We start from the raw sequence: 26,029 nt of genomic DNA on the forward strand, positions 1-26,029 counted from the left end.
GTTGGCGCGGCGGGGCACCGCCCAGGCACGATGGGAGCCGCCATGACTCTCACCGCCGCGCTGCCGAAGACCGCCGACCCGGACACCCTCTACGACGCGTTCGCCTCCTGGGCGTCCGAGCGCGGCCTCGACCTCTATCCCCACCAGGAGGAGGCGGTCATCGAGATCGTCTCCGGCGCGAACGTGATCATGAATACCCCGACCGGCTCGGGCAAGAGCCTGGTGGCGATCGCGGCGCACTTCGCCGCGCTCGCCGACGACCGGACGACCTTCTACACCGCGCCGATCAAGGCGCTGGTGTCGGAGAAGTTCTTCGCGCTCTGCGAGGTCTTCGGCGCGGAGAACGTCGGCATGCTGACCGGTGACGCGAGCGTCAACGCGGACGCCCCGATCATCTGCTGCACCGCCGAGATCCTGGCCAATCTGGCGCTGCGGGAGGGCCGCCGGGCCGACGTCGGCCAGGTGGTCATGGACGAGTTCCACTTCTACGCCGAGCCGGACCGCGGCTGGGCCTGGCAGGTGCCGATCATCGAGCTGCCGCAGGCGCAGTTCGTGCTGATGTCCGCCACGCTCGGCGACACCACCCGCTTCGTCGACGACCTGACCCGGCGCACCGGGCGGCCGACCGCCGTCGTCCGCTCGGCCGAGCGGCCGGTCCCGCTCCTCTTCTCGTACGCGACCACGCCGCTGCACGAGACGCTCGAGGAACTGCTGGAGACGAAGCAGGCCCCGGTGTACGTGGTGCACTTCACCCAGGCCGCCGCGCTGGAACGGGCGCAGGCGCTGACGAGCGTCAACGTCTGCACCCGGGCCGAGAAGGACATGATCGCCACCGCGATCGGCAACTTCCGGTTCACCTCGGGCTTCGGCAAGACGCTGTCCCGGCTGGTCCGGCACGGCATCGGCGTGCACCACGCCGGCATGCTCCCGAAATACCGCCGCCTGGTGGAGACGCTCGCCCAGGCCGGCCTACTCAAGGTCATCTGCGGCACGGACACGCTCGGCGTCGGCATCAACGTGCCCATCCGCACGGTGCTCTTCACCGGCCTCTCGAAGTACGACGGGGTGCGGACGCGCCTGCTCAAGGCCCGCGAGTTCCACCAGATCGCCGGCCGGGCGGGGCGGGCCGGCTTCGACACCATCGGCCGGGTGGTGGTGCAGGCCCCCGAGCACGTGATCGAGAACGAGAAGGCGCTCGCGAAGGCGGGCGACGACCCGAAGAAGCGCCGCAAGGTGGTGAAGAAGAAGCCGCCGGAGGGCTCCATCGGCTGGGGCGAGCCGACGTTCCAGCGGCTGGTCGAGGCGGAGCCGGAGCCGCTCACCTCAAGCTTCCAGGTCAGCCACTCGATGCTGCTCAACGTGATCGGCCGGCCCGGCGACGCGTTCGCCTCGATGCGGCACCTGCTCACCGACAACCACGAGGACCCGGCCGCCCAGCGCCGGCACATCCGCCGGGCCATCGCCATCTACCGGGCGCTGCGGGCCGGCGGCGTGGTCGAGGAGCTGCCCGAGCCGGACGAGACCGGCCGGCGGGTCCGCCTCACCGTCGACCTCCAGCTCGACTTCGCGCTCAACCAGCCGCTGTCGCCACTCGCGCTGGCCGCCATCGAACTGCTCGACCGGGAGTCCCCGTCGTACGCGCTCGACGTGCTGAGCGTGATCGAGGCGATCCTCGACAACCCGCGGCAGATCCTGTCCGCGCAGCAGTTCAAGGCCCGCGGCGAGGCGGTCGCCGCGATGAAGGCCGAGGGCATCGAGTACGAAGCGCGCCTGGAGCTGCTCGACGAGGTGACCTGGCCGAAGCCGCTGGCCGAGCTGCTGACCGGCGCGTACGAGATGTACCGGCAGGGCCACCCGTGGGTCGCCGACCACGAGTTGGCCCCGAAGTCCGTGGTCCGGGACATGTACGAGCGGGCCATGACCTTCCCGGAGTACGTCCAGTTCTACGGCCTGTCCCGCTCCGAGGGCCTGGTCCTGCGCTACCTCGCGGACGCCTACAAGACGCTGCGGCAGACCGTGCCGGAGGACGCCAAGACCGAGGAGCTCGTCGACCTCATCGAGTGGCTGGGCGAGCTGGTCCGCCAGGTCGACTCCAGCCTGATCGACGAGTGGGAGCGGCTGCGCAACCCGTCGGACGTGCCCGAGGTGGCCGCCTCGCTTGAGGACCGGCCGCCGGCGGTGACCCGCAACGCGCGGGCGTTCCGGGTGCTGGTGCGCAACGCGCTGTTCCGCCGGGTCGAGCTGGCCGCCCTGCGCCGCTGGGACCTCCTCGGCGAGATGGACGCCGCCGACGGCTGGCACGCGGACGCGTGGGCGGACGCGCTGGAGCCGTACTTCGACGCGTACGACTCGATCGGGGTGGGGCCGGACGCGCGCGGGCCGGCGCTGCTGATGATCGAGCAGGGCCGCGAACGGTGGACCGTACGCCAGATCCTGGACGACCCGGAGGGCGACCACGACTGGGGCATCAGCGCCGAGGTGGACCTCGCCGCCTCGGACGAGGTGGGCGCGGCGGTCATCCGGGTCACCGACGTCGGCCAGCTCTAGGACTATGCGAAAAAGGGCCGCCCGGGATGTCCGGGCGGCCCTTTTCATACCCTGGGCGATGTCAGACCCGTCGATTAGAATGTATGTACTAAACGAGCTGTTGACCTGGGAGGATGCTCGTGACTGCGCCCACCTCCGCTGCCCCTGTCACCCCCTACGCCACCCTTCTCGGGTTCACCCGCTACGTGGACCGCACCGGCCCCACCAAGGCCACGTTCGTCGGCGGCCTGCGCCGGCAGCGGGCCAGCCGGCACGGCTTCAACCCGCACGGCCAGTTCGTCAAGGCGCTCAAGGCCGACGTCGCGTTCCACACCGGCGGCACCCATCTGGCCCAGGTGGCCGACCTGGTCAAGCCGCGCTGGCGCCCGCTCTACGAGGCGCTCACGCCCGGCGCGACCCGATGGCTGCACTCGCTCGGTGAACCGGCCGGCGTCGACCTGGCACAGGCCCGTGAGGCGCTCGCGATGCTCGGCGACCTACCCGTGAAGATCAACCCGCAGTTCGGCGTACGCTTCGCCGACGGCCGGGCCGAGGCGATCCGGCTGCACTTCGACGAGGCGCCGCCGAGCGAGGAGGCCACGCTTGCCACCCTGCACCTGATGGCCCGGCACATGGACGCCGTGCTGCCGCACGCCGAGCCGGTGCTTGTCGACGTGCGCCGCGGCCAAACGCACCGAATGCCCCCCGACGCCAAGCCCGCGCAGATCGAGCAGTGGCTGGCCGGCGAGGCCGCCGCGTTCCGCGCCATCTGGTCCACCGCCGCCTGACGCGCGCTGATTCACGGAAAGGGTGGCTATCCGGCGCCGGATAGCCACCCTTTCCGTGAATCAGCGCGCCCAAAAAAAGGGGGGTTAGTACTCCAACGTCACTTGATCTGCCGGCTGGCTTACTCGGCTAGCTCATGAAGAAGATCATGGCCGCGAGGCTTGCCCCCATGGCCAGGTGCTCCCAACGGAGCAGGTCCGTGATCGGTCGATTGCGCAGCCGGACGAGTGCGGCAGTCATCCAGCAGAGGTAAGCCGCCGTGACGGCGCGTAGCAACACGAGCGCCGCGTGATGGCCGGTGACGGTGCCGTGGTCCATCCGGGGCCCGAGCGTCAGGACGTCACCGCCGGCGTAACGCCGGGGCGTGACCATTGGGCGGTGGGGCGGCCGTTGAGCCGCCACGGGTGACCACTGACCCGCGGCCAGCCTTGGGGTGAGTTTTCCCAGCTCTCCTGCCGGCCGTACACCGTGAGGTCCAGGGCGTGGTAGGTGGTCATCAAGGCCTCCACGCCCCGCCCGGTGGTCCAGTAGGTCTCGTAGACCTTGTCGCCGTCGCGCAGGTAGCACGCGATGAACCCGAAGTCACGACCGTCGGCCAGAGCCGGGTCGGAGTCTTTCGCCGAATACCAGGGGAACCTGTAGCCCATGAACTCCGCGAACGGGGCACTTTCCTCGTAGGGACCCTGGCAGAACACGGCGTAGGTGACGTCCCGAGCGTGCAAGTAGTCCAGTATCTGCATGTGACAGGTCGAGAAGGTGCACCCCTCACACTGATGCTCGTACGGCTTGCCGTCGTGCCACATGTGGAAGTAGGCGATGAGCATCCGGCGGCCCTCGAACACCTCCACCAGCGGGGTGTCCCCGCCAGGGCCCTGGACCGTCACCGTTGGCATCAAGGTCATCGGCAGCTGACGACGAGCGGCTGCGATCGCGTCTCCTTCGCGGGTATGGGCCTTCTCCCGGACCAGCAGTTCGTCGCGCTCGCGCAGCCAGGTCTCCCGGTCGACGACCGGGGGCGCGGCGGCGCTGGACGTGGGGGTTGCCGTCATGGCTATTTCCTTCGTGGAGTGGGCGTCGGTCACAGGTACAGACGACCGAGTCGGCGATCGTCATCGGTGACCGATGACGGATCGGTCCGCGGTCGTCAGTACGGTTGTGAGGACCACTCAGCCCCGGGGAAACCACATGTCCGACTCGTCTGATGAGCAGGCGGTATGGCTACAGCGCGCCTTCGACGAGCACCGGCGTGAGCTACACGTCCACTGCTACCGCCTCGCCGGGAACGTCACCGACGCGGATGACCTGGTGCAGGAGACCTTCCTGCGTGCCTGGCGGGCTCGCGACCGCTTCGAGGGTCGGGCGTCGGCGCGCACCTGGTTCTACCGGATCGCCACGAACGTCTTCCTCGACAGCCGCAAGGCGGCCGGTCACCGGACGGTACCGTACGGTGACCCGCTGGAGTGGTCCACCGAACTCGGTCCTTATCCCGACGCCCTGCTGGCCGACGATCCGCAGACCGGTCTCGCCGCCCGGGAGACCGTCGAGCTGGCCGTGATCGCAGCGCTCATGTACCTGCCGCCGCGGCAGCGGGCGGCCTTCGTGCTGCGCGACATCTACGGCTGGACGCCGCAGGAGATCGCCGCCGCGCTCGACACCGCCGTAGCGGCCGTCAACAGCCTTCTCCAGCGGGCCCGCCACACCCTCCGACGGCAAGCACCGTCGGACCCGAAGGACTGGCGCCGCCCGCAGCTCACAAGTGAGGACGAAGAGATCCTGCGCCGCTACGCCAACGCGAAAGACCCGGAGACGATCCGGGCACTGCTCGCCGAGGACGTACGGATCACGATGCCGCCCGAGCCGCCAGTCGTCGGGATCGACGCGGCCGCGGAGTTCCTCGGCCGACCGCTCGACTGGCGTACGTTTCCCACCTCGGCCAACGGGCGCCCGGCACTGATCAACTATCTCCGCCGGCCCGGCAGCCCGCTCTACGAGGCGTTGGTCGTCGACGTACTCCGGATCGAGAACGGGAAGATCGTAGAGAGCAACGCCTTCATCGGTGCCCGTCACGTCGCCGCCTTCAGCATGCCCGCCACGCTCGAGCCCTAGACGAGTAAGTCTCAAGCTAAGTGGCCGAGTCTGCGCTGGTAGTGGGATCGCTGTGGCACACGGCCACCGCACGATCTTCGGCTGTCCTCACAAACCATCGATGATCAACGCGGTGGTCGTCCTCATGCCCCGCGCAACGCCCAACGCCGAAGCCAAGTGACGTTGGAGTGTTAGGGAGTTAGGCCGGACGGCGACGGTGGTCACGAGGGGTGTACGCCTTCCGATCAGGTACGCCTAACCGTAACTGACCAGGTAAGGCACACCTAACTCGGCGTTGTCGATGGGCTTGCGGACGCCCGGCGTCAGTCCTCCGCGGCCTGGCGGCTCACCGGCACCACGGGCAGCGGCCACACCCCGGTGCGCGGGGCGGCCGGCACCTCGACCTGGTGGTCCGACCAGACGTACGTCTCGGGCAGCAGGTCGGCAACCGGCAGCGCGCGCAGCCCGTCCGGCGGCCCGACGATCACCCGGATCGCCGGAAAGTAGTCGAGCAGCACCTGCCGGCAGCGTCCGCACGGCGGGAGGACGCCCCGACCGCGGTCCCCCACCGCGACGATCGTCTCCAGCTCACCGGCGCCCTGGGTGGCGGCGGCGCCCAGGGCCACCACCTCGGCGCACGGCCCGCCGGTGAAGTGGTAGACGTTCACCCCGCTGAACACCCGGCCGTCGGCGCTGCGCACGGCGGCGGCCACGGTGTGGTTGTCACTGCGGCAGCGGAGCTTGGCGACGGCGGTGGCGGCCTGCACGAGCGCCCGATCGGTGTCCCGCATGATCATCCCCGTCCTCGTCGACCTCGTCGGCGGCAACTTTATCCGGGCCGGACGCCCCGACCAGGGACGGCACGCCCACCGCCGGTAACCCGGGGGCGGTACGCCGCGCGGCTGCCTATCCTTGGCGACGACATGCAGAATCCAGCCGTACCCGCCGCTCCCGAGACCGCCCGCGACCTGCACCGCCGCCTCGCCCCCCTGATGTTCCGCGACCAGCGCCGGCTGCAGCGGCGGCTCGACGGCGTGCGGAAGACGCGGGACCCGCAGCGGCGGGACGCGGCGCTTGCCGAGATCGCGGCGGACGTGGCCCGGGCCGAGGCGCGGCTGACGGCCCGGCGGGCCGCGGTGCCGGCGATCACCTACCCGGCGCAGCTCCCGGTCAGCGAGCGCAAGGACGACATCGCCGCCGCGATCCGCGACCACCAGGTGGTGATCGTGGCCGGCGAGACCGGCTCCGGCAAGACCACCCAGCTACCCAAGATCTGCCTGGAGCTGGGCCGTGGCGTCACCGGCCTGATCGGGCACACCCAGCCCCGGCGGCTGGCCGCCCGGACGGTCGCCGACCGGATCGCCGAGGAGCTCGGCACCGAGCTGGGCGGCGTGGTCGGCTTCAAGGTGCGCTTCGCCGACCAGGTGAGCGACACCAGCCTGGTCAAGCTGATGACCGACGGCATCCTGCTGGCCGAGTTGCAGACCGACCGGATGCTGCGGCAGTACGACACGTTGATCATCGACGAGGCGCACGAACGCAGCCTGAACATCGACTTCATCCTCGGCTACCTGCGGCAGCTACTCCCCCGCCGGCCCGACCTCAAGGTGGTCATCACCTCGGCGACGATCGAGACCGACCGGTTCGCGAAGCACTTCGCCGACGCGCAGGGCAACCCGGCGCCGGTGGTCGAGGTCACCGGGCGCACCTACCCGGTGGAGGTCCGCTACCGGCCGCTTGTCGAGGTCACCGAGGGCGAGGAGGAGGACGAGGCCGACGAGGAGAACGTCCGGGACCAGATCCAGGCCATCGGCGACGCGGTCGAGGAGCTGGCCGCCGAGGGGCCCGGCGACATCCTGGTCTTCCTCAGTGGCGAGCGGGAGATCCGGGACACCGCCGACGCGCTCGGCAAGCTGGTGCAGAACAAGCGCAGCCTGCTCGGCACCGAGATCCTGCCGCTCTACGCCCGGCTCTCCACCGCCGAGCAGCACCGGGTCTTCGCGGCGCACAGCAACCGCCGGGTGGTGCTCGCCACGAACGTCGCGGAGACCTCGCTGACGGTGCCCGGCATCAAGTACGTGGTGGACCCGGGCACCGCCCGGATCTCCCGCTACTCCAGCCGGCTCAAGGTGCAGCGGCTGCCGATCGAGCCGGTCTCCCAGGCCAGCGCCAACCAGCGCAAGGGCCGCTGCGGGCGCACCTCGGACGGCATCTGCGTCCGCCTCTACGACGAGGCGGACTTCGACTCCCGCCCGGAGTTCACCGACCCGGAGATCCTGCGCACCAACCTGGCCTCGGTCATCCTCCAGATGACCTCGATCGGGCTCGGTGACGTCGCCGCGTTCCCGTTCATCGACCCGCCGGACCGGCGCAACGTCGCCGACGGCGTCAACCTTTTGCACGAGCTGGGCGCGCTCGACCCGGCCGAGACCGACCCGGCGAAGCGGCTCACCCCGCTGGGCCGGCGGCTGGCCCAACTCCCGGTCGACCCGCGGCTGGCCCGGATGGTCCTCGAAGGTGAGCGCAACGGCTGCGCCACCGAGGTGGTGGTGATCGCCGCCGCGCTCTCCATCCAGGACCCGCGCGAACGCCCGGCCGACCGGCAGGCCCAGGCCGACCAGGCGCACGCCCGGTTCGCCGACAAGGAGTCCGACTTCGTCGCGTACCTGAACCTCTGGCGCTACCTGCGGGAGCGGCAGCGGGAGCTGTCCTCAAGCGCGTTCCGCCGGATGTGCAAGGCCGAACACCTCAACTACCTGCGGGTACGCGAGTGGCAGGACATCGTCGGCCAGTTGCGCCAGGTCCTGCGTACCGCCGACAAGGGTGAGGGCCGGCGCGGCGCCGGCGCCGACCTGCCGGAGGAGATCGACACCCCGAAGGTGCACCAGTCGCTGCTGCCCGGCCTGCTGTCGCACCTCGGCCTCAAGGACGCGCAGAAGCACGAATACCTGGGCGCGCGTGGCGCGAAGTTCGCGATCTTCCCCGGCTCGGCGTTGTTCAGGAAGCCGCCGCGTTGGGTGATGGCCGCCGAGCTGGTGGAGACGTCCCGGCTCTGGGGCCGGGTGGCCGGGCGGGTCGAGCCGGAGTGGGTCGAGCCGCTGGCCCAGCACCTGGTCAAGCGCAGCTACAGCGAGCCGCACTGGGAGAAGAAGCAGGCGGCGGTGGTGGCCTACGAGAAGGTCACGCTGTACGGCATGCCGATCGTCACCTCCCGCAAGGTCACCTTCGGGCGGATCGACCCGGCGCTGAGTCGGGAGCTGTTCATCAGGCACGCCCTGGTCGAGGGCGACTGGCAGACCCACCACCAGTTCTGGCGGGACAACCAGAAGCTCCTGACCGAGATCGAGGAGCTGGAGAACCGGGCCCGGCGGCGGGACATCCTGGTCGACGACGAGACCATCTTCGCCTTCTACGACACGCGGATCCCCGCCGACGTGGTCTCCGGCCGGCACTTCGACACCTGGTGGAAGAAGACCCGCCGGGAGCGGCCGGACCTGCTCACGTTCACCCGCGAGCTGCTTGTCAACGCCGGCCGGGGCGGGCTGGACGAGGAGGACTACCCGGACGAGTGGCGGGCCGACGGCGTCACGCTGCCGCTCACCTACACGTTCGACCCGACCGCGCCCACCGACGGCGTCACCGTCGACATCCCGCTGCCGCTGCTCAACCAGGTGCCGGCGGAGAGCTTCGACTGGCAGGTGCCGGGGCTGCGGGAGGACCTGGTGATCGCGCTGATCCGGACGCTGCCCAAACCGGTGCGGCGCAACTTCGTCCCGGTGCCCGACTACGCGCGGGCGGCGCTTGCCGCCATCACGCCCGGCGAGGAGCCGCTGCTGACCGCGCTGACCCGGCAACTGCGCCGGATGACCGGGGTGACCGTGCCGCCGGACGCGTGGGACCTGGGCCGACTCCCGCCGCACCTGCGGGTCACCTTCCGGGTGCTCGGCGACGACGACAAGCCGGTCGCCGAGGGCAAGGACCTGCCGGCGCTGCAACGCGAACTGCGTCAGGAGGTACGCCAGGTCGTCGCCGCCGCCGCGCCGGACGTGGCCCGCGGCGGGCTGACCGAGTGGTCGATCGGCACGCTGCCGCGCACCATCGAGCAGGTCCGCGCCGGCTTCGCGGTGACCGCGTACCCGGCGCTCGTGGACGAGGGCGCCACCGTCGGGGTGAAGGTGTTCGACTCCGCCGGTGAGCAGGAGGCCGCGCACTGGGCGGGCTCCCGGCGGCTGCTCCGGCTGACGCTGCCGTCGCCGGCGCGGTTCCTTCAGGGGCGGCTGAGCAACGAGGCGAAGCTGGCGCTGTCCCGCAACCCGCACGGCGGGGTGCCGGCGCTTATCGAGGACGCCACCGGGGCCGCCATCGACAAGCTCATGGCGGACGCGGGCGGTCCGGCCTGGGACGCCGAGGGCTTCGCCGCGCTGCGCGAGCGGGTCCGCGCCGACCTGGTCGACACCGTGGTCGAGGTGATGGGCCGGGTCCGGCAGGTGCTTGCCGCCGCGTACGCGGTGGAGCAGCGGCTGGGCGCGACCCGGAACCTGGCCGTGGTGGCCGCGCTCGCCGACGTCCGCGCGCAGCTCGGCGGGCTGGTGCACGCCGGCTTCGTCACCGAGGCCGGGTACGCCCGCCTGCCCGACCTGTTGCGCTACCTGACCGCGATCGAGCGCCGGCTGGACCGGCTGCCCGGCAACCCGCAACGCGACAAGTCTCAACAGGACCGCGTCGCCGTGGTGCAGAAGGAATACCAGGACATGCTTGCCGCGTTGCCGCCGGCCCGGCGGGGCTCGACGGCGGCCCGGCAGATCCGCTGGATGATCGAGGAGCTGCGGGTGAACGTGTTCGCCCAGGCGCTCGGCACTCCCTACCCGGTGTCGGAACAGCGCATCTACCGCGCCATGGACGACGCCGAGGGGCGCTAGAGCGGTTCCACGCCGGGCGGGAGCTGGTGGGTGGCGGTGGCGTCATGCACGTAGTCCAGCAGGATGCGGCGCAGCTCGCGGCCGGCGTGGGTGGGCACCACGTCGCGGCGGCGGGCCACCGCGATGGTCCGGCGGACGCCGGGCGGGACGAGCCGGGTGACCCGGATGCCCGGCCGGCGGGCCACCACGATGCCGGGGACCAGCGCGACGCCGAGCCCGGCCTCGACGAAGCTGAGCACGGCGTCCATCTCGCCGCCGTCCACCGACAGGGTCGGCTCGAAGCCGGCCGCCCGGCACGCCTGGAGAGTGGCGTCGCGCAGGTCGTAGCCCTCGCGGAACATGACGAGCGGCTGGTCGCGCAGGTCGGTGATGCGCAGCTCGCCGTCGGCCGAGACGCCCGGCAGCGGGTCCACCGAGGCGACCACCAGGCTCTCGGCCAGGATCGGATCGACGCGCAGCCCGGGGTCGGCACCGGCGGACGGCATGATGACGAGCGCCAGGTCGAGGTCGCCGCGGAGCAGGTCGCGGACGAGGTCCTGGGAGCCGCCCTCCTCGACCCGGAGGTCGACGGTGGGGTGCGCGTCGCGGAACCGGCGCAGCACCGGAGGCGCCAGTGAGGTGGCCAGGCTGGGCGTGGCGCCGAGCCGGACCCGACCGCGGCGCAGCCCGACCAGCTCCTGCACCTCGCGGGTGGCGGTGTCCACGTCGGCGAGGATCCGCTTGGCGAGCGGCAGCAGCACCTCGCCGGCTGTGGTGAGCGTGATGTTGCCCCTTATCCGCTCGAAGAGCGGGGCCCCCAGGTCGGCCTCCAGCGCGTGAATTTGCTTACTCAACGACGGCTGGGTTATGCCGACGACATCGGCAGCTTGGGTGAAATGTCGTACTTCTGCGACCGCGACGAAGTACCGGAGCTGATGGAGCTGCATCTACATAGCTTACGGCTATCAACACTGCGATTTCGATGCATTGGACGCCTGATCGTACGGCTCCTAGCGTCGGTCATGTGGTAATCACGAAAACTCGGTCGCCCATCCGCTCGAACGTCGGCCTGAAGGTCGTCATGGCGGTGACGGGCATCGTCCTGGTGCTGTTCCTGATCGCGCACATGCTCGGCAACCTCAAGGTCTTCACTGGCGAGACCTCGTTCGACCACTACGCGCACTGGCTGCGGGACATCGGCACGCCGCTGCTGCCGGCCACCTGGTACCTGTGGATCCAGCGCACGGTCCTCACCGTGGCGGTGCTGGCCCACATCGGCGCGGCCGTCGTGCTCGCCATGCGGGCCCGGGCCGCCCGCCCGGTGGCGTACGCGCACCGCCGGAAGATCCACGTGAACTACGCGGCCCGCACCATGCGCTGGGGTGGCGTGATCATCCTGCTCTTCGTGATCTACCACATCCTGGACCTGACCACAGGTCACCTGAACCCGCAGGGCGACCCGGCCAACCCGTACGGCAACGTGGTCGCCGACTTCGCCCCGGAACGCTGGTACGTCACGCTCTTCTACGCGCTCGCCATCGTGACCCTCGGCTTCCACCTGCGGCACGGCGCGTTCAGCGCGTTCCGCAGCCTCGGCCAGCAGACGCCGAAGGGTGAGCGCCGGGCCCGCGCCGCCGCGCTCGTCTTCGCCGTCGTGCTCTGCGCCGGCTACCTGGTGGTCCCGTTCGCCGTACTCACCGGATTGGTGGCCTGACATGGATCTCTACACCGAGGGCGACCCGATCGCCGACACCCGGGCCCCGGACGGCCCGGTCGAGACCCGGTGGGACCGGCACCGCTTCGAGATGAAGCTCGTCAACCCGGCCAACCGCCGCAAGATGACGGTGATCGTGGTCGGCACCGGCCTGGCCGGCGGCTCCGCCGCGGCGACGCTCGCCGAGCAGGGCTACCACGTGAAGTCCTACTGCTACCAGGACAGCCCGCGCCGGGCCCACTCGATCGCGGCCCAGGGCGGCATCAACGCCGCCAAGAACTACCGCAACGACGGCGACTCGGTGCACCGCCTCTTCTACGACACGGTCAAGGGCGGCGACTTCCGGTCCCGGGAGTCGAACGTGCACCGGCTCGCCGAGGTCTCGGTCAACATCATCGACCAGTGCGTCGCCCAGGGCGTCCCGTTCGCCCGCGAGTACGGCGGCCTGCTCGACACCCGCTCCTTCGGCGGCGCGCAGGTGCAGCGCACCTTCTACGCCCGGGGGCAGACGGGCCAGCAGTTGCTGCTCGGCGCGTACCAGGCCCTGGAGCGGCAGATCGGCCTGGGCAACGTGGAGATGAACGCCCGCCACGAGATGCTCGAACTGGTGACCGTCGAAGGCCGGGCCCGCGGCATCGTGGTCCGCGACATGGTCACCGGCGAGATCAGCACCGAGATGGCGGACGCGGTGGTGCTCGCCTCCGGCGGCTACGGCAACGTCTTCTACCTGTCCACGAACGCCAAGGGCTGCAACGTCACCGCCTCCTGGCGGGCGCACCGTAAGGGCGCGTACTTCGCCAACCCCTGCTACACCCAGATCCACCCGACCTGCATCCCGGTCTCCGGCGACCACCAGTCGAAGCTGACCCTGATGAGCGAGTCGCTGCGCAACGACGGCCGGGTGTGGGTGCCGAAGGCCAAGGGCGACGACCGCGGCCCGCGGGACATCCCCGAGGACGAGCGGGACTACTACCTGGAGCGGATCTACCCGTCCTTCGGCAACCTGGTCCCCCGCGACATCGCCTCCCGCGCCGCGAAGAACGTCTGCGACGAGGGTCGTGGCGTCGGCCCGACCGGCCTCGGCGTCTACCTCGACTTCGCCGACGCCATCGACCGGCTCGGACGCAAGGCCATCGAGGCCAAGTACGGCAACCTCTTCGAGATGTACGAGCGGATCACCGGCGAGGACCCGTACACGGTGCCGATGCGGATCTACCCGGCCGTGCACTACACGATGGGCGGCCTCTGGGTCGACTACGACCTCCAGTCGACCATCCCGGGCCTGTTCGTGATCGGGGAGGCCAACTTCTCCGACCACGGCGCGAACCGGCTCGGCGCCTCGGCGCTGATGCAGGGCCTGGCCGACGGCTACTTCGTGCTGCCGAGCACGCTCGCGAACTACCTGGCGTCCGGCCCGCTGGAGAAGATCGACGCCAGCCACCCGGAGGCGGTCGCGGCGCGTACCGACGTCGAGGACCGGATCAGGCGGCTGCTCGCGGTCGACGGCGACCGCACGGTGGACTCGTTCCACCGGGAGCTGGGCCAGATCATGTGGGAGCACTGCGGCATGGAGCGCTCCGAGGCCGGGCTGCGCAAGGCGATCGACGAGATCCGTGCCCTGCGCGAGCAGTTCTGGCAGCGGGTCCGCGTCCCCGGCGACGGCGAGGGGCTGAACCAGTCGCTGGAGAAGGCCGGCCGGGTGGCCGACTTCTTCGAGCTGGCCGAGCTGATGTGCGTCGACGCCCTGCACCGGGAGGAGTCCTGCGGCGGGCACTTCCGGGCCGAGTACCAGACCCCGGACGGCGAGGCGCAGCGCGACGACGACCGGTTCGCGTACGTGGCCGCCTGGGAGTACGCCGGCACCGGCGAGCCGGTGCTGCACAAGGAAGACCTGACCTTCGAATACGTCCACCCCTCGCAGCGGAGCTACAAGTGAACCTGACCCTGCGCATCTGGCGCCAGTCCGGCCCCGAGGACAAGGGTCGGATGGTGACCTACCCGGTGCCGGACGTGTCCCCGGACATGTCCTTCCTGGAAATGCTCGACGTCCTCAACGAGCGGCTGATCCTCGACGGCGAGGAGCCGGTCGCCTTCGACCACGACTGCCGCGAGGGCATCTGCGGCACGTGCAGCCTCATGATCAACGGTGAGGCGCACGGCCCGCAGCGCGGCACCACCGCCTGCCAGCTACACATGCGGCAGTTCTCCGACGGCGAGACGATCGACATCGAGCCCTGGCGGGCCCGCGCCTTCCCGGTCGTCAAGGACCTGGTGGTGAACCGGAACGCCTTCGACAAGATCATCGCCGCCGGCGGCTACATCACCGCGCCGACCGGCAGCGCCCCGGAGGCGCACTCCACCCCGGTGGCCAAGGACGACGCGGACGCCGCGTTCTCCTCGGCCGCCTGCATCGGCTGCGGCGCCTGCGTGGCGGCCTGCCCGAACGGCTCCGGCATGCTGTTCACCGCCGCCAAGGTCACCCAGCTCTCGCTGCTGCCCCAGGGCCAGCCGGAGCGCTACACCCGGGTGATCGGCATGGTCGACGCGCACGACGAGGCCGGTTTCGGCGGCTGCACAAACATCGGCGAGTGCGCCTCGGCCTGCCCGAAGGGCATCCCGCTGAACACCATCGGCCGGCTCAACCGGGACTACCTCAAGGCCACCACCAAGCGCGCCGGCACCCCCGGCTCCTGACCCCCCGTCGTCGAAACCCACGCGACCGCCGCGCCCCGCACCACGGAGGAGCGGCGGTCGCCGTTTCCCGGGGTACGCCACCCCGGCAGTCATCCCACCTGGGCCAACCCGGCGCGGCGCGGTCCGGCGCGGAGAGCGCGCGTGGTGCTGTCCGGGAAGTAAGCTCCCCGGCCGCTACGAACTTGATGACGCAGATGCATCAGGCGGGCGGCGCAAAGGTCCGGGACACCGGCGGCGGGGGACCGGGAGCAGCAGGGTGTACACCAGCTCGGCGAAGTGGTGGACTGCCAGGCTTGATCCACACCACTCCGGCGGAGTGGGGGTATCGGACAGGCGGGGATACCGCCACCTCACCGGACTGGTGTGGATCATCGGAGGTCCGCCGGTGCGCCCGGGGTGACCATGCGGGGCACGACGCCGAACCGGCTGACGCGCAGCGCAAGGCCGCCTCAGAGTGACCGAAAGCCAGGGCGACGCAAGGCGTAGTCCACGGCGGAGGCGGCGGAGTGGCGCGATGAACCACCTGCGTCATCAAGTTCCTAGGCTGCCGCTGGCACACACCGACACGGTGCGGAACCACGGGGCTCCCGCCAGCACCGACGGCACTCGCGGTGCACCGGGACCGCGCACACCGCCAGGACCGCGCACACCGCCGGCACCCGCGCCGACCCGCGGCGTCTCGCGGCGACGGCTCCGGTTCAAGTCACTCCTCGCGGGTAGCAGTCCGATGGACGGCACCGAGGAGGGGACATTCAGGCATGAAGGCACTGACCTGGCAAGGCAAGCGTGACGTCCGGGTCGAGGACGTCCCGGACCCCCGGATCGAGGAGCCGACAGACGCGATCGTCCGGATCACCTCGACCGCCATCTGCGGTTCCGACCTGCACCTGTACGAGGTGCTCGGCCCGTACCTCAAGCCCGGCGACGTGCTCGGGCACGAGCCGATGGGCATCGTCGAGGAGGTCGGGTCCGGAGTGACCCGGCTGAAGAAGGGCGACCGGGTGGTCGTCCCGTTCAACATCTCCTGCGGGCACTGCTGGATGTGCGAGCGGCAGCTCTACGCGCAGTGCGAGACCACCCAGGTCACCGCCGAGGGCAAGGGCGCGTCGCTGTTCGGCTACACCTCGCTCTACGGCTCGGTCCCCGGCGGACAGGCCGAGTACCTGCGGGTGCCGCAGGCCCAGTTCGGCCCGATCACGATCCCCGACACCGGGCCGGACGAGCGGTGGCTCTACCTCTCCGACATCCTGCCGACCGCCTGGCAGGCGGTGAAGTACGCGGACACCCCGCCGGGCGGCACGCTTGCCGTGTTCGGCCTCGGCCCGGTCGGGCAGTTCTGCGCCCGGATCGGCCGCCACCTGGGCGCCGGCCGGGTGATCGGCCTGGACCTGGTGCCGGAGCGGCTGGCGATGGCCCGCCGGCACGGCATCGAGGTGCTCGACGTCAGCCAGCTCGACGACGTGCCCGGCGCGCTCATCGACCTGGTCGACGGGCGCGGGCCGGACGCGGTCGTCGACGCCGTAGGCATGGAGGCGCACGGCGCGCCGGTCGGCAAGATCGCCCAGGCCGCCGCCGGTCTGCTTCCGGACAAGCTGGCCCAGCCGATGATCGACGCGGCCGGCGTCGACCGGCTCGTGGTGCTGCACGCCGCGCTGAAGGCGGTCCGGCGCGGCGGCACCGTCTCGATCTCCGGGGTGTACGGCGGCGAGCAGGACCCGATGCCGCTGATGGAGATGTTCGACCGGGGCATCCAGCTACGCATGGGGCAGTGCCACGTGCGGCGCTGGGTGGACGACATCATCCCGCTGCTGGAGCGCGACGACGACCCGCTGGGCGTGGAGGACCTGCGGACCCACCGGCTGCCGCTGGCGCAGGCGCCGCAGGCGTACGAGATGTTCCAGCAGAAGTCCGACGGCTGCGTCAAGGTCGTGCTCGCACCGTGACCCGGACGGTGGTCGTCACCGGCGCGACGAGCGGGATCGGCCGGGCGGCGGCCCGGGAGTTCGCGGGCCGCGGGGACCGTCTGGTCCTCGCGGCCCGCTCCCCCGAAACCCTGGAGCAGGTACGCCGGGAGTGCGTCGACGCCGGCGCGGCGGACGTGCGCGCCGTGCCCACCGACGTCACCGGTCCGGACGCGCTCGACGCGCTGGCGGCCACCGCGGTCGCCGGGTCCGGTCGGATCGACGTGTGGGTGCACACCGCGGCCGTGATGGCGTACGGGCGCTTCGAGGAGATCCCGGCGGACGTCTTCGAGCAGGTGGTCCGGACCGACCTGCTGGCCGCCGCCGGGGTGGCGCGGGTGGCGCTGCGGCACTTCAAGCGGGCCGGTGGGGGCACCTTGATCCTCACCGGGTCGGTGCTGGGCCACGTCACCGCGCCCTACATGAGCGGATACGTGACGAGCAAGTGGGGGCTGCACGGCCTGGCGCGGGCGTTGCAGCAGGAGTCGCGGGACCTGGCCGGGGTGCACGTCTGCCTGGTCACCCCGGGCAGCGTGGACACCCCGGTCTACCAGCAGGCGGCGAACTACGTGGGGCGGATCGGGCGGCCCCCGCTGCCGATCACCACACCGGAGCGGGTGGCCCGGGCCATCGCGCACTGCGCCGACAGGCCGCGCCGGGAGATCTCGGTGGGCCGGGTGAACCTGTTCATGCGGGTCGGTTTCACCGCGCTGCCGGCCGTCTACGACGTGCTTGTCGGGCCGCTGATGCGCGTCGGCGGGTTGACGAACCGGCCGACGCCCCCCAACCCGGGCGTCGTGTTCACCCCGAACCCGGGCGGCGAGGCGGTGCGGGGCGGGTGGTTGCCCGACCTGTCCGCCGTGGTGCGCGCGGTGGGCGGGGCGACCGCGGCGGTCGGCTCGGCGGTCCGGCGGCGGCTGCGCTGAGCGCGCCGGCGCCCGGCGCTCGCACGGACCGGCGCGGAGGTGGCTACCGTGTACTGCGGGACACGGCGGAGGGGACGAGCATGCGGGCACCACGGGAGCAGGAGACGGACGTCGCGCGCGGCGGGCGGGGGTGGCGGATCGCCGGGCTGGCCGTGGTCGCCGGGCTGGCGTGGGCGGCGCGGGACGTGCCGGCCCAGCTCGGCGGCCGGCTCAGCGGCGCGCGGGCCGATCGGGCGGCCCGATCACCGCGGTTCCGCGACGGCACGTTCCACAACCCGAGCGGCCGGAACGCCGCCATGGTCGCCGACCCGGGGCGCAACCTGGTCCGAGAACTGATCTTCGGCAAGCAGAAGCGTCGGCCCGGCAGCGCCGTACCGTTGCTGCGCCCCGCCGACGCCGCGCCGGCCGACCGGGACCGCGAGCTGAACGTGGTCTGGTACGGCCACGCCTCCACGCTCGTCGAGATCGAGGGGCACCGGGTGCTGCTCGACCCGGTGTGGAGCGACAGGTGCTCGCCGTCGGCGCTCGTCGGCCCGCGACGCATCCACGAGCCGCCGGTCCGCCTGGACGAGCTGCCCCGCCTCGACGCCATCCTCATCTCGCACGACCACTACGACCACCTGGACATGGCGACGGTCCGGGGGCTCCTCGCCCACCAGTCCGCGCCGTTCGTGGTGCCGCTCGGTGTCGGCGCGCACCTGGACCGCTGGGGGGTGCCGGCGGACCGCATCGTCGAGCTGGACTGGTCGGAGAGCCACCGGGCCGGTGGGCTGACCCTCACCGCCACCGCCGCGCAGCACTTCTCCGGTCGCGGGCTGCGCCGCGACGGCACGCTCTGGAGTTCCTGGGTGGTGGCCGGCGCGCGGCGGAAGGTCTTCTACACCGGCGACTCCGGCTACTTCGACGGCTACGCCGACATCGGCGCCGAGCACGGGCCGTTCGACGTGACGCTGATGCAGATCGGCGCGTACGACCGGGCCTGGCCGAACATCCACATGTTCCCGGAGGAGGCGGTCGCCGCCCACCTGGACGTGCGCGGCGAGCTGCTGGTGCCGGTGCACTGGGGCACGTTCAACCTGGCCCTGCACGACTGGTCCGAGCCGGTGGACCGGCTCTGGGCCGAGGCGAAGGCGCGGGACGTCCGGCTGGCCGTGCCGCGCCCCGGCGAGCGGGTGGTGGTCGACGAGCCGCCGGCCGTGGACGGCTGGTGGCAGGCCGTCGCCTGACCGGGCGTGGTCGCCCGAGGCGGGTCAGAGCACGAAGGCGTCGGTCCACAACGCGCCGGAACGCCCGGACAGGGCATCGAGCATCGCCACCGCCTGGCCGTCGGTGAGCTGCGCGACGAAGTCGACGATGGCCCGGCCCCGGGCCCGGCCGATCCGGTCCGGGGTACGCGGATGCAGCTCCGCCTCGGCCAGCTCCACCAGGTCGTGCAGCCGGCGGGGCAGCCGGGACTCCTCCTCCGGGTCCAGCAGCCACTCCCAGAGCGCCTCCACGAGCGTGTCCAGCAGCCGCGCCTGGCCGCGCTGGTGCAGGGCCAGGTCCGGCCGGGCCAGCACGAACCGGTGGTGGACGAACTTGAGCACCTGCACCTCGTGCCACTGCGCCTTGCCGAGCAGCACGTACCCGGACCGGACGTCCGGCTCCGGGGTCACCGTGATGGCGTCCACGAAACGGGTGGACCAGCGGGCGGAGAACCGGGCGACGTACTGCTCCGCCTCGATCGAGCCGTCGAAGGGCAGCGCCAGCAACCCCTCCACCAGTTCCTCCCGCACGTGTTCGACCGCGGCGGCGAACGCCTCGTCGTCGGCGATCCAGCCGTCCTTGCGGTGCAACTGGCGACGGAGTCGCTCGATCGCCGCTCCGGGCCGCCGGCCGGCGGTGTCGAGCGCCGAGGTGGTGATCGACCGCAGGTGCCCGTGCTCGCGCTGCCAGGCCATCAGCTCGGCGGCCACCGCGCCCTGCTGGAGCACCCCGACGCGATAGAAGTCCTCCACGTCGTGGATGGCGTACGCGATGTCGTCGGCGGTGTCCATCACGGACGCCTCCGGGGTCTGCTGCCAGTCCGGAATGCGCCCGGCGAACGGCTCCCGGGCCGCCCGCAGGTCGTCCAGCTCGGTCCGGTACGCGCCGAACTTCAGCGACCCGCTCTCCGGGTCGTCCGGGGGCGGCGCGGCGCCCCGGGGCGCCGGGTCGAGGTGCCGCGGGTGCGGGTCGGGGTGGTCCAGCCGGGTCCACGGATATTTCAGCATCGCCGCCCGGACCGCGGCGGTGAGGTCCAGCCCGGTGGTCGCCGCGCCGCGGATCTCGGTGCTGGTGACGATGCGGTACGACTGGGCGTTGCCCTCGAATCCGTCGGTCAACCCGAGCCGCTGCCGGGCCAGCCGGTCCAGGACCCGCTCGCCCAGGTGCCCGAACGGCGGGTGCCCGAGGTCGTGGGCGAGCGCGGCGGCCTCCACCACCTCCGGGTCGCACCCGCCCAGTTTCTCCAGCAGGTCCCGGTGGGCCGGGTCGGCGGTCAGTCGCTCGGCGATCGCGCGGGCCACCTGGGCCACCTTCAGGCTGTGGGTGAGCCGGTTGTGCACGAGCAACCCGGAGCCGCCGGGACTGATCACCTGGGTGACGCCGTTCAGCCGGGCGAAGAACGGTGACGAGACGATCCGGTCCCGGTCGGCCCGGAAGGGGCTGGCGGCCAGGTCGCCGAGCGCCCGGGCGCTGCCCCCGAAGAGCCGCCGGGCCCGGGGGTCCGCAGGTGCCTCCATGATCGCCACGCTAGCGCAGGTGGCGACGGTCGGGGCAGGGTGCTCCTAGAGACGCTCCACGGCCGGCCCGGCGCACCGGTTCCGGGCGTCGAAGACGTAGCGGGCCCGGCGGGACACCATGTCGTAGTCGAAGACGTCGTGGTCGGTCGTGACGATCACCGCGTCGGCGGCGTCGACCTCCCGTTCGGTGAGCGGCACCACGAGCACGCCGGCCGGGATCTGGTGCTCCTCCGCGTACGGCTCGACGGCCCGGACGTCGGCGCCGAGGGCGCACAGCCGCTGGGCGACGTCCGCGGCGGGCGAGTCGCGCATGTCGCCGGTGTTCTTCTTGTACGCGAGGCCGAGCATGAGCAGCCGGGCGCCGTTGACGGCACGGCCGGTGCGGTTCAGCCCGGCCATGACCCGTTGCGCCACGTGTTCGGGCATCTCGTGGTTGACGTCGTTCGCCAGCTCGATGAAGCGGAACTGCCGGCCCAGTCGGCGCTTGACCTGCCAGGACAGATAGCACGGGTCGATCGGCAGGCAGTGGCCCCCGACGCCGGGGCCGGGCCGGAACGACATGAACCCGAACGGTTTCGTCTCGGCCGCGTCGATCGCCTGCCACACGTCGATGCCCAGGCCGTGGGAGAGCATGGTGAGCTCGTTGATCAGGCCGAGGTTCACCTGGCGGAACGTGTTCTCGATCAGCTTGGTCAGCTCCGCGACCCGGGGGGAGGACACCGGCACGGTCCGCGCCACGATCCGGCGGTAGAACCCGTCCACCCGGTCCCGGGCGGCGGCGTCCACGCCGGAGACCACCTTCGGCGTGTTCTCCAGCCGCCAGGTCGGGTTGCCGGGGTCGATGCGTTCGGGGCTGTAGCCGAGGTGGAAGTCGCCCGGGGCACGCAGCCCGCTGGCCGTCTCCAGAAGCGGGCGGAGCAGTTCCTCGGTCGTGCCCGGGTACGTCGTCGACTCCAGCACCACAGTGGCGCCCGGCCGCACGTACGGGCCGACGTGGATGCCGGCCTGCTCCACGTAGCTCAGGTCCGGGGTGCCGTCGCGCAGCGGCGTCGGCACCGTGATGACACAGACGTCGAAGCCCTCGGCGTCGGCGTACTCGGTGGTCGGACGGTAGCGACCGCTGCTGAGCGCGCGGCCGAGGCGGTCGGTGGGGATGTCCTCCACGAACGACTCGCCGGAGGCGAGCCGCTTGATCCGGTCGGCGTCGACGTCCAGGCCCACCACCTCGAAGCCGGCCTCGACGGCCCGCATGGCCAGCGGAAGACCCACGTACCCCTGGCCGATGACGACTACCTTCTCAGCGCTCACCCGGACTCCCGACACGTAGGAAATCACCTGGTTGGAGGCTAGAGGGGTTTCTGAGGCCGGAAGTCCGTTTTCGGGATATCGGGTCCGGCCGGCGGCCGGGGCGGAGCGCCGCGGTGCGCGGCGTCCGACCCGAGCGGGCAGAATGCACGACGAACCCACCCGAGAAGGCGGATCAGGATCGTGACTCAGTCTGTGCACAAGCGGATCGCCGAGGAACTCGGCGTCGCCGAGCGCCAGGTGCGGGCGGCCGTCGAACTGCTCGACGGCGGCGCCACCGTGCCGTTCATCGCCCGCTACCGCAAGGAGGCCACCGGCCTGCTCGACGACGCGCAACTGCGCACGCTTGAGGAGCGGCTGCGCTACCTGCGCGAGCTGGACGAGCGCCGGGCCGCGGTGCTGGAGTCGATCCGCGGCCAGGGCAAGCTGGACGAGGCGCTGGAGGCGCAGATCCTCGCCGCGGACTCGAAGTCGCGGCTGGAGGACATCTACCTGCCCTACAAGCCGAAGCGGCGGACCCGGGCGCAGATCGCCCGCGAGGCCGGGCTGGAGCCGCTCGCCGACACGCTGCTCGGCGACCCGACGCAGGACCCGAAGACGCTCGCGGCCACCTTCGTCGACGCGGACCGGGGCGTGGCGGACGCGACCGCCGCGCTGGACGGCGCACGGGCCATCCTGATCGAGCGCTTCGCCGAGGACGCCGACCTGATCGGCACGCTGCGCGAGCAGATGTGGTCGCGGGGCCGCCTGGTCTCCCGGGTACGCGAGGGCCAGGAGTCCGCCGGCGCGAAGTTCGCCGACTACTTCGACTTCGCCGAGCCGTACCCGAAGCTCCCCTCGCACCGGATCCTCGCCATGTTCCGGGGCGAGAAGGAAAACGTGCTGGAGCTGACCATGTCCCCGGAGGCCGACGGTGACGCCGACGCGGCCACCGGGCCCAGCCGGTACGAGGCCGCCGTGGCCGGCCGGTTCGGCATCACCGACCGGGGGCGGCCCGCCGACCGGTGGCTTGCCGACACGGTGCGCTGGGCCTGGCGTACCCGGATCCTCATCCACCTCGGCGCGGACCTGCGGATGCGGCTGTGGCAGGCGGCCGAGGAGGAGGCCGTCCGGGTCTTCGCCACGAACCTGCGCGACCTGCTGCTCGCCGCCCCCGCCGGCAGCCGCGCCACCATGGGTCTCGACCCGGGCCTGCGGACCGGGGTGAAGGTGGCGGTGGTGGACGCCACCGGCAAGGTGGTCGCCACCGACACGATCTACCCGCACGAGCCGCGCCGGCAGTGGGACGCCTCGATCGACACGCTGGCGAAGCTGGCCGGGGCGCACGGCGTCGAACTGGTGGCGATCGGCAACGGCACCGCCAGCCGGGAGACCGACAAGCTCGCCGGTGAGCTGATCACGCGGCATCCGCAGCTCGGCCTGACCAAGGTGATGGTCTCCGAGGCCGGCGCGTCGGTCTACTCGGCCTCCGCGTACGCCTCGCAGGAGCTGCCCACGATGGACGTGTCGCTGCGCGGCGCGGTCTCGATCGCCCGTCGCCTCCAGGACCCCCTCGCCGAGCTGGTGAAGATCGACCCGCGGTCGATAGGCGTCGGGCAGTACCAGCACGACCTGTCCGAGGTGAAGCTGTCCCGCTCCCTCGACGCCGTGGTCGAGGACTGCGTGAACGCCGTCGGCGTCGACGTCAACACCGCCTCCGCTCCCCTGCTGACCCGGGTCTCCGGCATCGGCGCCGGCCTGGCGGAGAACATCGTGCTGCACCGGGACGCCAACGGGCCGTTCCGCACCCGGGGCGAGCTGAAGAAGGTCGCACGGCTCGGGCCGAAGGCGTTCGAGCAGTGCGCCGGCTTCCTGCGCATCCCCGGCGGCGACGACCCGCTCGACTCGTCGAGCGTGCACCCCGAGGCGTACCCGGTGGTGCGCCGCATCCTCGCCACCACCGGGCAGGACCTGCGCGCGCTGATCGGGAAGTCCGCGATCCTGCGTGGCCTGCGGGCCACCGACTTCGTCGACGGCGCCTTCGGCCTGCCCACGGTCACCGACATCCTCGCCGAGCTGGAGAAGCCCGGCCGGGACCCGCGACCGGAGTTCCGCACCGCCACCTTCGTCGAGGGCGTCGAGAAGATCGGTGACCTGACGCCGGGAATGGTGCTGGAGGGCGTGGTCACAAACGTGGCCGCGTTCGGCGCGTTCGTCGACGTCGGCGTGCACCAGGACGGGCTGGTGCACGTCTCGGCGATGTCGCACACGTTCGTCAAGGACCCGCGCGACGTGGTGAAGTCCGGCGACGTGGTGAAGGTGCGGGTGCTCGACGTGGACGTGCCGCGCAAGCGGATCTCGTTGACCCTGCGGTTGGACGACGAGGCGGAGCCGGGGGCCGGGCGGGGCGGCGGCCGGGCCGACGGCGGCCGGCAGCACCGCGGCGACCAGGGCCGGACCGGCCCAGACCGCGGCGACCGCGCTCGGAGCGGGCAGGGCCAGGGCGGTCGGGGCGGGCAGGGCCAAGCCGGTCGCGGCGGACAGGGCCAGGGTGGGCAGGGACGCGGCGGGCAGGGACGCCAGGGGCGCGACGGCGGCGGGCCGCCCGCCGACAGCGCGATGGCCGACGCCCTCCGTCGGGCCGGCCTGCTCTGACCCGGCCCGCCGTGGACCGGACCGGCGGCGGCGGTGGCGACCGGCGTACGGTCGGGTGATGGTCACGGACGACGGCGCGGGCGCGGACTGGCGTGAGACGCGACGGCACGCGGTGCGGGCGCACGCCGCCGCCGACGAGCGGCGGCGTGCGGCGGAACAGGCGGAGGCGGCGGAGCTTGTCGGCGCGTTCGTCGCCGAGGCGCGACAGCGGGGGCTCGCCACCACCCGCCTCGTCGCCGTGTCCTACGACGGGCGGCACCGCTACCGGACCGGGCTGCACGGTTGGTACGTCGACCGGTCCCGGCACCGGGCCGTCGACGTGGCGGGCCGGTTCCACCTGCTGACCGTGCCGGCCAGCCTGCGCGCGCTGCTGTTCGGGGCCACGCCCGAGCCGTCCCCGCCACCGCTTGTGATCGGCCGTGGTGGCCGCGACGGCGAGTCGCTACCGCTGGAGGCGCTGCTGCGTCGCCGGCTCAGCGCGGGCGACGACTGGCCCTGACCCGGCCACCGTCCACCATCTCGTGCAGGGTCCGCTCGACCCGGTCGGCGCCGGCGGCGACGGAGAAGACCCGGTCGTAGTGCGCCCGGCCAGCCCGACCGAGCAGTTCCAGCTTCTCCCGGCCCAGGTCGCAGATCTCCCGCAGGGCGTCCGCGATCGAGTCGGGGTCACCGGGTCGGGCGGTGATCCCCGCGCCGCTGTCCCGCGCCACGGCGGCGGCGTCCCCCTCCGCGGCGACGAGCAACGCGCGCCCGGCGGCCAGGGTCGCCTGCACCTTGCTGGGCATGGTGTACGCGGACATGCCGCCCCGGCGCAGGCTGACGTAGTGCGCGTCCCCGGTGGCCATCAGCGCGGGCATCCGGTCCCGGGGCACCTGCCCGAGGAAGCGCACGTTCGTCGCTCGCACCGCCCCGGCCCGGCGGCGCAGCCGCTCCTCGGTGGTGCCGGAGCCGGCGATCAGGCAGACCAACCGGGGGTCACCGGCACGGGCGCAGGCGTCGATGAGCGAGTCGAGCGCCTGTGCCTCGCCGAGCGCGCCGGCGTAGACGAGCACGACCTGGTCCGTCCGGAGACCGAGTTCGGCGCGCAGGTCGGCGGCGCGGGCGCCAAGCCTCTCGTCCGCCCACACCGGGATGTGCACGAGCTTCTCCCGGGGCACCCCACGGTCGGCGAGCAGGTCCGCGGCGCCGGGTGAGACGTGGGCGATCCGGGCCGCGCTGCGGTACATCGCGCCGCACCAGGCGGCCATCCCCCGCTCGACCGTCCGCGACATCCGGCCGGCGCCGAGGAAGCCGCTCGCCAGCACGCTGTCCGGCCACAGATCCAGCACGTGCAGCAGCACCGGAACCCGGTGCACGTACCTGGTGAACCACATCGGCAGGGCGACGCTGATCGGCGAGTTGCCGACCCAGAGGGCGTCCAGGCCCCGCAGCGCCGGGGTGCCGGAGACCAGCGCGGAGACGGCGAAGGACCCGTAGTTCGCCAGCCGACGCGGCGCGGAGCGGTCGTGGCTGGGATAGAGGGCCACCCGGCGGATCCGGACCGGTCCGTCGGTCTCGTCGACGCGGCGGGCCAGCCGGTAGCCGGGCGCGAGCCGGCCGGTCGGATAGTTCGGGAAGCCGGTGAGCACCTGGACCTCGTGTCCCCGGTCGGCCAGGGCCCGGGCCAGCATCCCGGGCAGGGCCGCCGGACCCGGCTCCGGGTCGAACCACTGGGTGAGCAGGCCGATCCGCATCGCCC

The 26,029-nt window shown here is 72.1% G+C and carries 19 protein-coding genes; 12 read left to right on the forward strand and 7 right to left on the reverse strand.

Annotated elements, in window-relative coordinates:
- Window positions 1–42 precede the first annotated feature (42 nt).
- The gene (locus SM450_RS17745; protein WP_474620840.1) at window positions 43–2,547 is read left to right on the forward strand and encodes a DEAD/DEAH box helicase; all 2,505 of its coding nucleotides are present in this window, start codon (window positions 43–45) and stop codon (window positions 2,545–2,547) included.
- A 119-nt stretch (window positions 2,548–2,666) separates the two neighbouring features.
- Window positions 2,667–3,314 (forward strand): hypothetical protein, encoded by a 648-nt coding sequence (locus SM450_RS17750; protein ID WP_474620841.1) that lies wholly within the window; start codon window positions 2,667–2,669, stop codon window positions 3,312–3,314.
- Window positions 3,315–3,441: 127 nt separating this feature from the next.
- Here the strand turns inward: SM450_RS17750 and SM450_RS17755 are convergent, their stop codons facing one another.
- Both SM450_RS17755 and SM450_RS17760 read right to left on the reverse strand, forming a co-directional pair.
- On the reverse strand, window positions 3,442–3,630 hold the full coding sequence (locus SM450_RS17755) for a hypothetical protein (protein WP_474620842.1): 189 nt from the start codon (window positions 3,628–3,630) through the stop codon (window positions 3,442–3,444).
- Between the two features lie 14 nt (window positions 3,631–3,644).
- Entirely contained in the window at window positions 3,645–4,361 is a 717-nt protein-coding gene (locus tag SM450_RS17760) for a DUF899 family protein (protein WP_474620843.1), read from the reverse strand.
- 136 nt (window positions 4,362–4,497) lie between these two features.
- Here SM450_RS17760 and SM450_RS17765 point away from each other — a divergent pair, with 136 nt between their 5' ends.
- The gene (locus SM450_RS17765) at window positions 4,498–5,418 is read left to right on the forward strand and encodes an RNA polymerase subunit sigma-70 (protein ID WP_474620844.1); all 921 of its coding nucleotides are present in this window, start codon (window positions 4,498–4,500) and stop codon (window positions 5,416–5,418) included.
- 302 nt (window positions 5,419–5,720) lie between these two features.
- Here the strand turns inward: SM450_RS17765 and SM450_RS17770 are convergent, their stop codons facing one another.
- Complete coding sequence (locus SM450_RS17770) at window positions 5,721–6,188, reverse strand: cytidine deaminase family protein (protein WP_474620845.1); 468 nt, start codon at window positions 6,186–6,188, stop codon at window positions 5,721–5,723.
- Between the two features lie 132 nt (window positions 6,189–6,320).
- Between SM450_RS17770 and hrpA the strand changes: the two genes are divergently transcribed.
- Window positions 6,321–10,316 carry an ATP-dependent RNA helicase HrpA gene (gene hrpA / locus SM450_RS17775; protein ID WP_474620846.1) on the forward strand — a complete coding sequence of 1,332 codons (3,996 nt, stop codon included), beginning with the start codon at window positions 6,321–6,323 and terminating at the stop codon, window positions 10,314–10,316.
- On the opposite strand, the gene SM450_RS17780 is transcribed toward hrpA, so the two are convergent.
- Window positions 10,313–11,242, reverse strand: coding sequence for a LysR family transcriptional regulator (locus tag SM450_RS17780; RefSeq protein WP_474620847.1), 930 nt, complete (start codon window positions 11,240–11,242; stop codon window positions 10,313–10,315). The genes hrpA and SM450_RS17780 overlap by 4 nt on opposite strands.
- Window positions 11,243–11,277: 35 nt before the next feature.
- On the opposite strand from SM450_RS17780, the gene SM450_RS17785 reads away from it, so the two are divergent.
- The 6 genes from SM450_RS17785 (at window position 11,278) to SM450_RS17810 (ending at window position 18,816) form a co-directional block, all read left to right on the forward strand.
- A complete protein-coding gene (locus SM450_RS17785) occupies window positions 11,278–12,009 on the forward strand; it encodes a succinate dehydrogenase cytochrome b subunit (protein WP_474620848.1) in 732 nt (243 codons plus the stop codon).
- 1 nt (window position 12,010) lies between these two features.
- The gene (locus tag SM450_RS17790; protein WP_474620849.1) at window positions 12,011–13,945 is read left to right on the forward strand and encodes a fumarate reductase/succinate dehydrogenase flavoprotein subunit; all 1,935 of its coding nucleotides are present in this window, start codon (window positions 12,011–12,013) and stop codon (window positions 13,943–13,945) included.
- Window positions 13,942–14,703, forward strand: coding sequence for a succinate dehydrogenase/fumarate reductase iron-sulfur subunit (locus SM450_RS17795; RefSeq protein WP_358043294.1), 762 nt, complete (start codon window positions 13,942–13,944; stop codon window positions 14,701–14,703). The genes SM450_RS17790 and SM450_RS17795 overlap by 4 nt, the downstream gene beginning before the upstream one ends.
- 758 nt (window positions 14,704–15,461) lie before the next feature.
- On the forward strand, window positions 15,462–16,646 hold the full coding sequence (locus tag SM450_RS17800; RefSeq protein ID WP_474620850.1) for a zinc-dependent alcohol dehydrogenase: 1,185 nt from the start codon (window positions 15,462–15,464) through the stop codon (window positions 16,644–16,646).
- Complete coding sequence (locus tag SM450_RS17805) at window positions 16,643–17,590, forward strand: SDR family NAD(P)-dependent oxidoreductase (protein ID WP_474620851.1); 948 nt, start codon at window positions 16,643–16,645, stop codon at window positions 17,588–17,590. Before SM450_RS17800 ends, SM450_RS17805 begins: the two co-directional genes overlap by 4 nt.
- 80 nt (window positions 17,591–17,670) lie before the next feature.
- Window positions 17,671–18,816: an MBL fold metallo-hydrolase gene (locus SM450_RS17810; RefSeq protein ID WP_474620852.1), complete on the forward strand. Its 1,146-nt coding sequence runs from the start codon at window positions 17,671–17,673 to the stop codon at window positions 18,814–18,816.
- 24 nt (window positions 18,817–18,840) lie between these two features.
- Here the strand turns inward: SM450_RS17810 and SM450_RS17815 are convergent, their stop codons facing one another.
- Window positions 18,841–20,352 (reverse strand): deoxyguanosinetriphosphate triphosphohydrolase family protein, encoded by a 1,512-nt coding sequence (locus tag SM450_RS17815; protein WP_474620853.1) that lies wholly within the window; start codon window positions 20,350–20,352, stop codon window positions 18,841–18,843.
- A 45-nt stretch (window positions 20,353–20,397) separates the two neighbouring features.
- Entirely contained in the window at window positions 20,398–21,858 is a 1,461-nt protein-coding gene (locus SM450_RS17820) for a nucleotide sugar dehydrogenase (RefSeq protein ID WP_474620854.1), read from the reverse strand.
- Here SM450_RS17820 and SM450_RS17825 point away from each other — a divergent pair.
- Window positions 21,841–24,291, forward strand: a complete 2,451-nt coding sequence (locus SM450_RS17825) for a Tex family protein (protein ID WP_474620855.1) — start codon at window positions 21,841–21,843, stop codon at window positions 24,289–24,291. The two genes, SM450_RS17820 and SM450_RS17825, sit on opposite strands and share 18 nt — an antisense overlap.
- Window positions 24,292–24,349: 58 nt before the next feature.
- Window positions 24,350–24,790 (forward strand): hypothetical protein, encoded by a 441-nt coding sequence (locus tag SM450_RS17830; protein WP_474620856.1) that lies wholly within the window; start codon window positions 24,350–24,352, stop codon window positions 24,788–24,790.
- Here the strand turns inward: SM450_RS17830 and SM450_RS17835 are convergent.
- Window positions 24,765–26,024 (reverse strand): glycosyltransferase family 4 protein, encoded by a 1,260-nt coding sequence (locus SM450_RS17835; protein ID WP_474620857.1) that lies wholly within the window; start codon window positions 26,022–26,024, stop codon window positions 24,765–24,767. The genes SM450_RS17830 and SM450_RS17835 overlap by 26 nt on opposite strands.
- Window positions 26,025–26,029 lie beyond the last annotated feature (5 nt).

The organism is Micromonospora marincola, from assembly GCF_056150385.1.

Excerpts from the sequence above, each read along its gene's own strand:
- SM450_RS17745 (WP_474620840.1), top strand. The coding sequence starts at position 43 with ATGACTCTCACCGCCGCGCTGCCGAAGACCGCCGACCCGGACACCCTC.
- SM450_RS17755 (WP_474620842.1), bottom strand. The coding sequence starts at position 3,630 with ATGGACCACGGCACCGTCACCGGCCATCACGCGGCGCTCGTGTTGCTA.
- SM450_RS17760 (WP_474620843.1), bottom strand. The coding sequence starts at position 4,361 with ATGACGGCAACCCCCACGTCCAGCGCCGCCGCGCCCCCGGTCGTCGAC.
- SM450_RS17765 (WP_474620844.1), top strand. The coding sequence starts at position 4,498 with ATGTCCGACTCGTCTGATGAGCAGGCGGTATGGCTACAGCGCGCCTTC.
- SM450_RS17770 (WP_474620845.1), bottom strand. The coding sequence starts at position 6,188 with ATGCGGGACACCGATCGGGCGCTCGTGCAGGCCGCCACCGCCGTCGCC.
- hrpA (WP_474620846.1), top strand. The coding sequence starts at position 6,321 with ATGCAGAATCCAGCCGTACCCGCCGCTCCCGAGACCGCCCGCGACCTG.
- SM450_RS17780 (WP_474620847.1), bottom strand. The coding sequence starts at position 11,242 with ATGCAGCTCCATCAGCTCCGGTACTTCGTCGCGGTCGCAGAAGTACGA.
- SM450_RS17785 (WP_474620848.1), top strand. The coding sequence starts at position 11,278 with ATGCATTGGACGCCTGATCGTACGGCTCCTAGCGTCGGTCATGTGGTA.
- SM450_RS17790 (WP_474620849.1), top strand. The coding sequence starts at position 12,011 with ATGGATCTCTACACCGAGGGCGACCCGATCGCCGACACCCGGGCCCCG.
- SM450_RS17800 (WP_474620850.1), top strand. The coding sequence starts at position 15,462 with ATGAAGGCACTGACCTGGCAAGGCAAGCGTGACGTCCGGGTCGAGGAC.
- SM450_RS17810 (WP_474620852.1), top strand. The coding sequence starts at position 17,671 with ATGCGGGCACCACGGGAGCAGGAGACGGACGTCGCGCGCGGCGGGCGG.
- SM450_RS17815 (WP_474620853.1), bottom strand. The coding sequence starts at position 20,352 with ATGGAGGCACCTGCGGACCCCCGGGCCCGGCGGCTCTTCGGGGGCAGC.
- SM450_RS17830 (WP_474620856.1), top strand. The coding sequence starts at position 24,350 with ATGGTCACGGACGACGGCGCGGGCGCGGACTGGCGTGAGACGCGACGG.
- SM450_RS17835 (WP_474620857.1), bottom strand. The coding sequence starts at position 26,024 with ATGCGGATCGGCCTGCTCACCCAGTGGTTCGACCCGGAGCCGGGTCCG.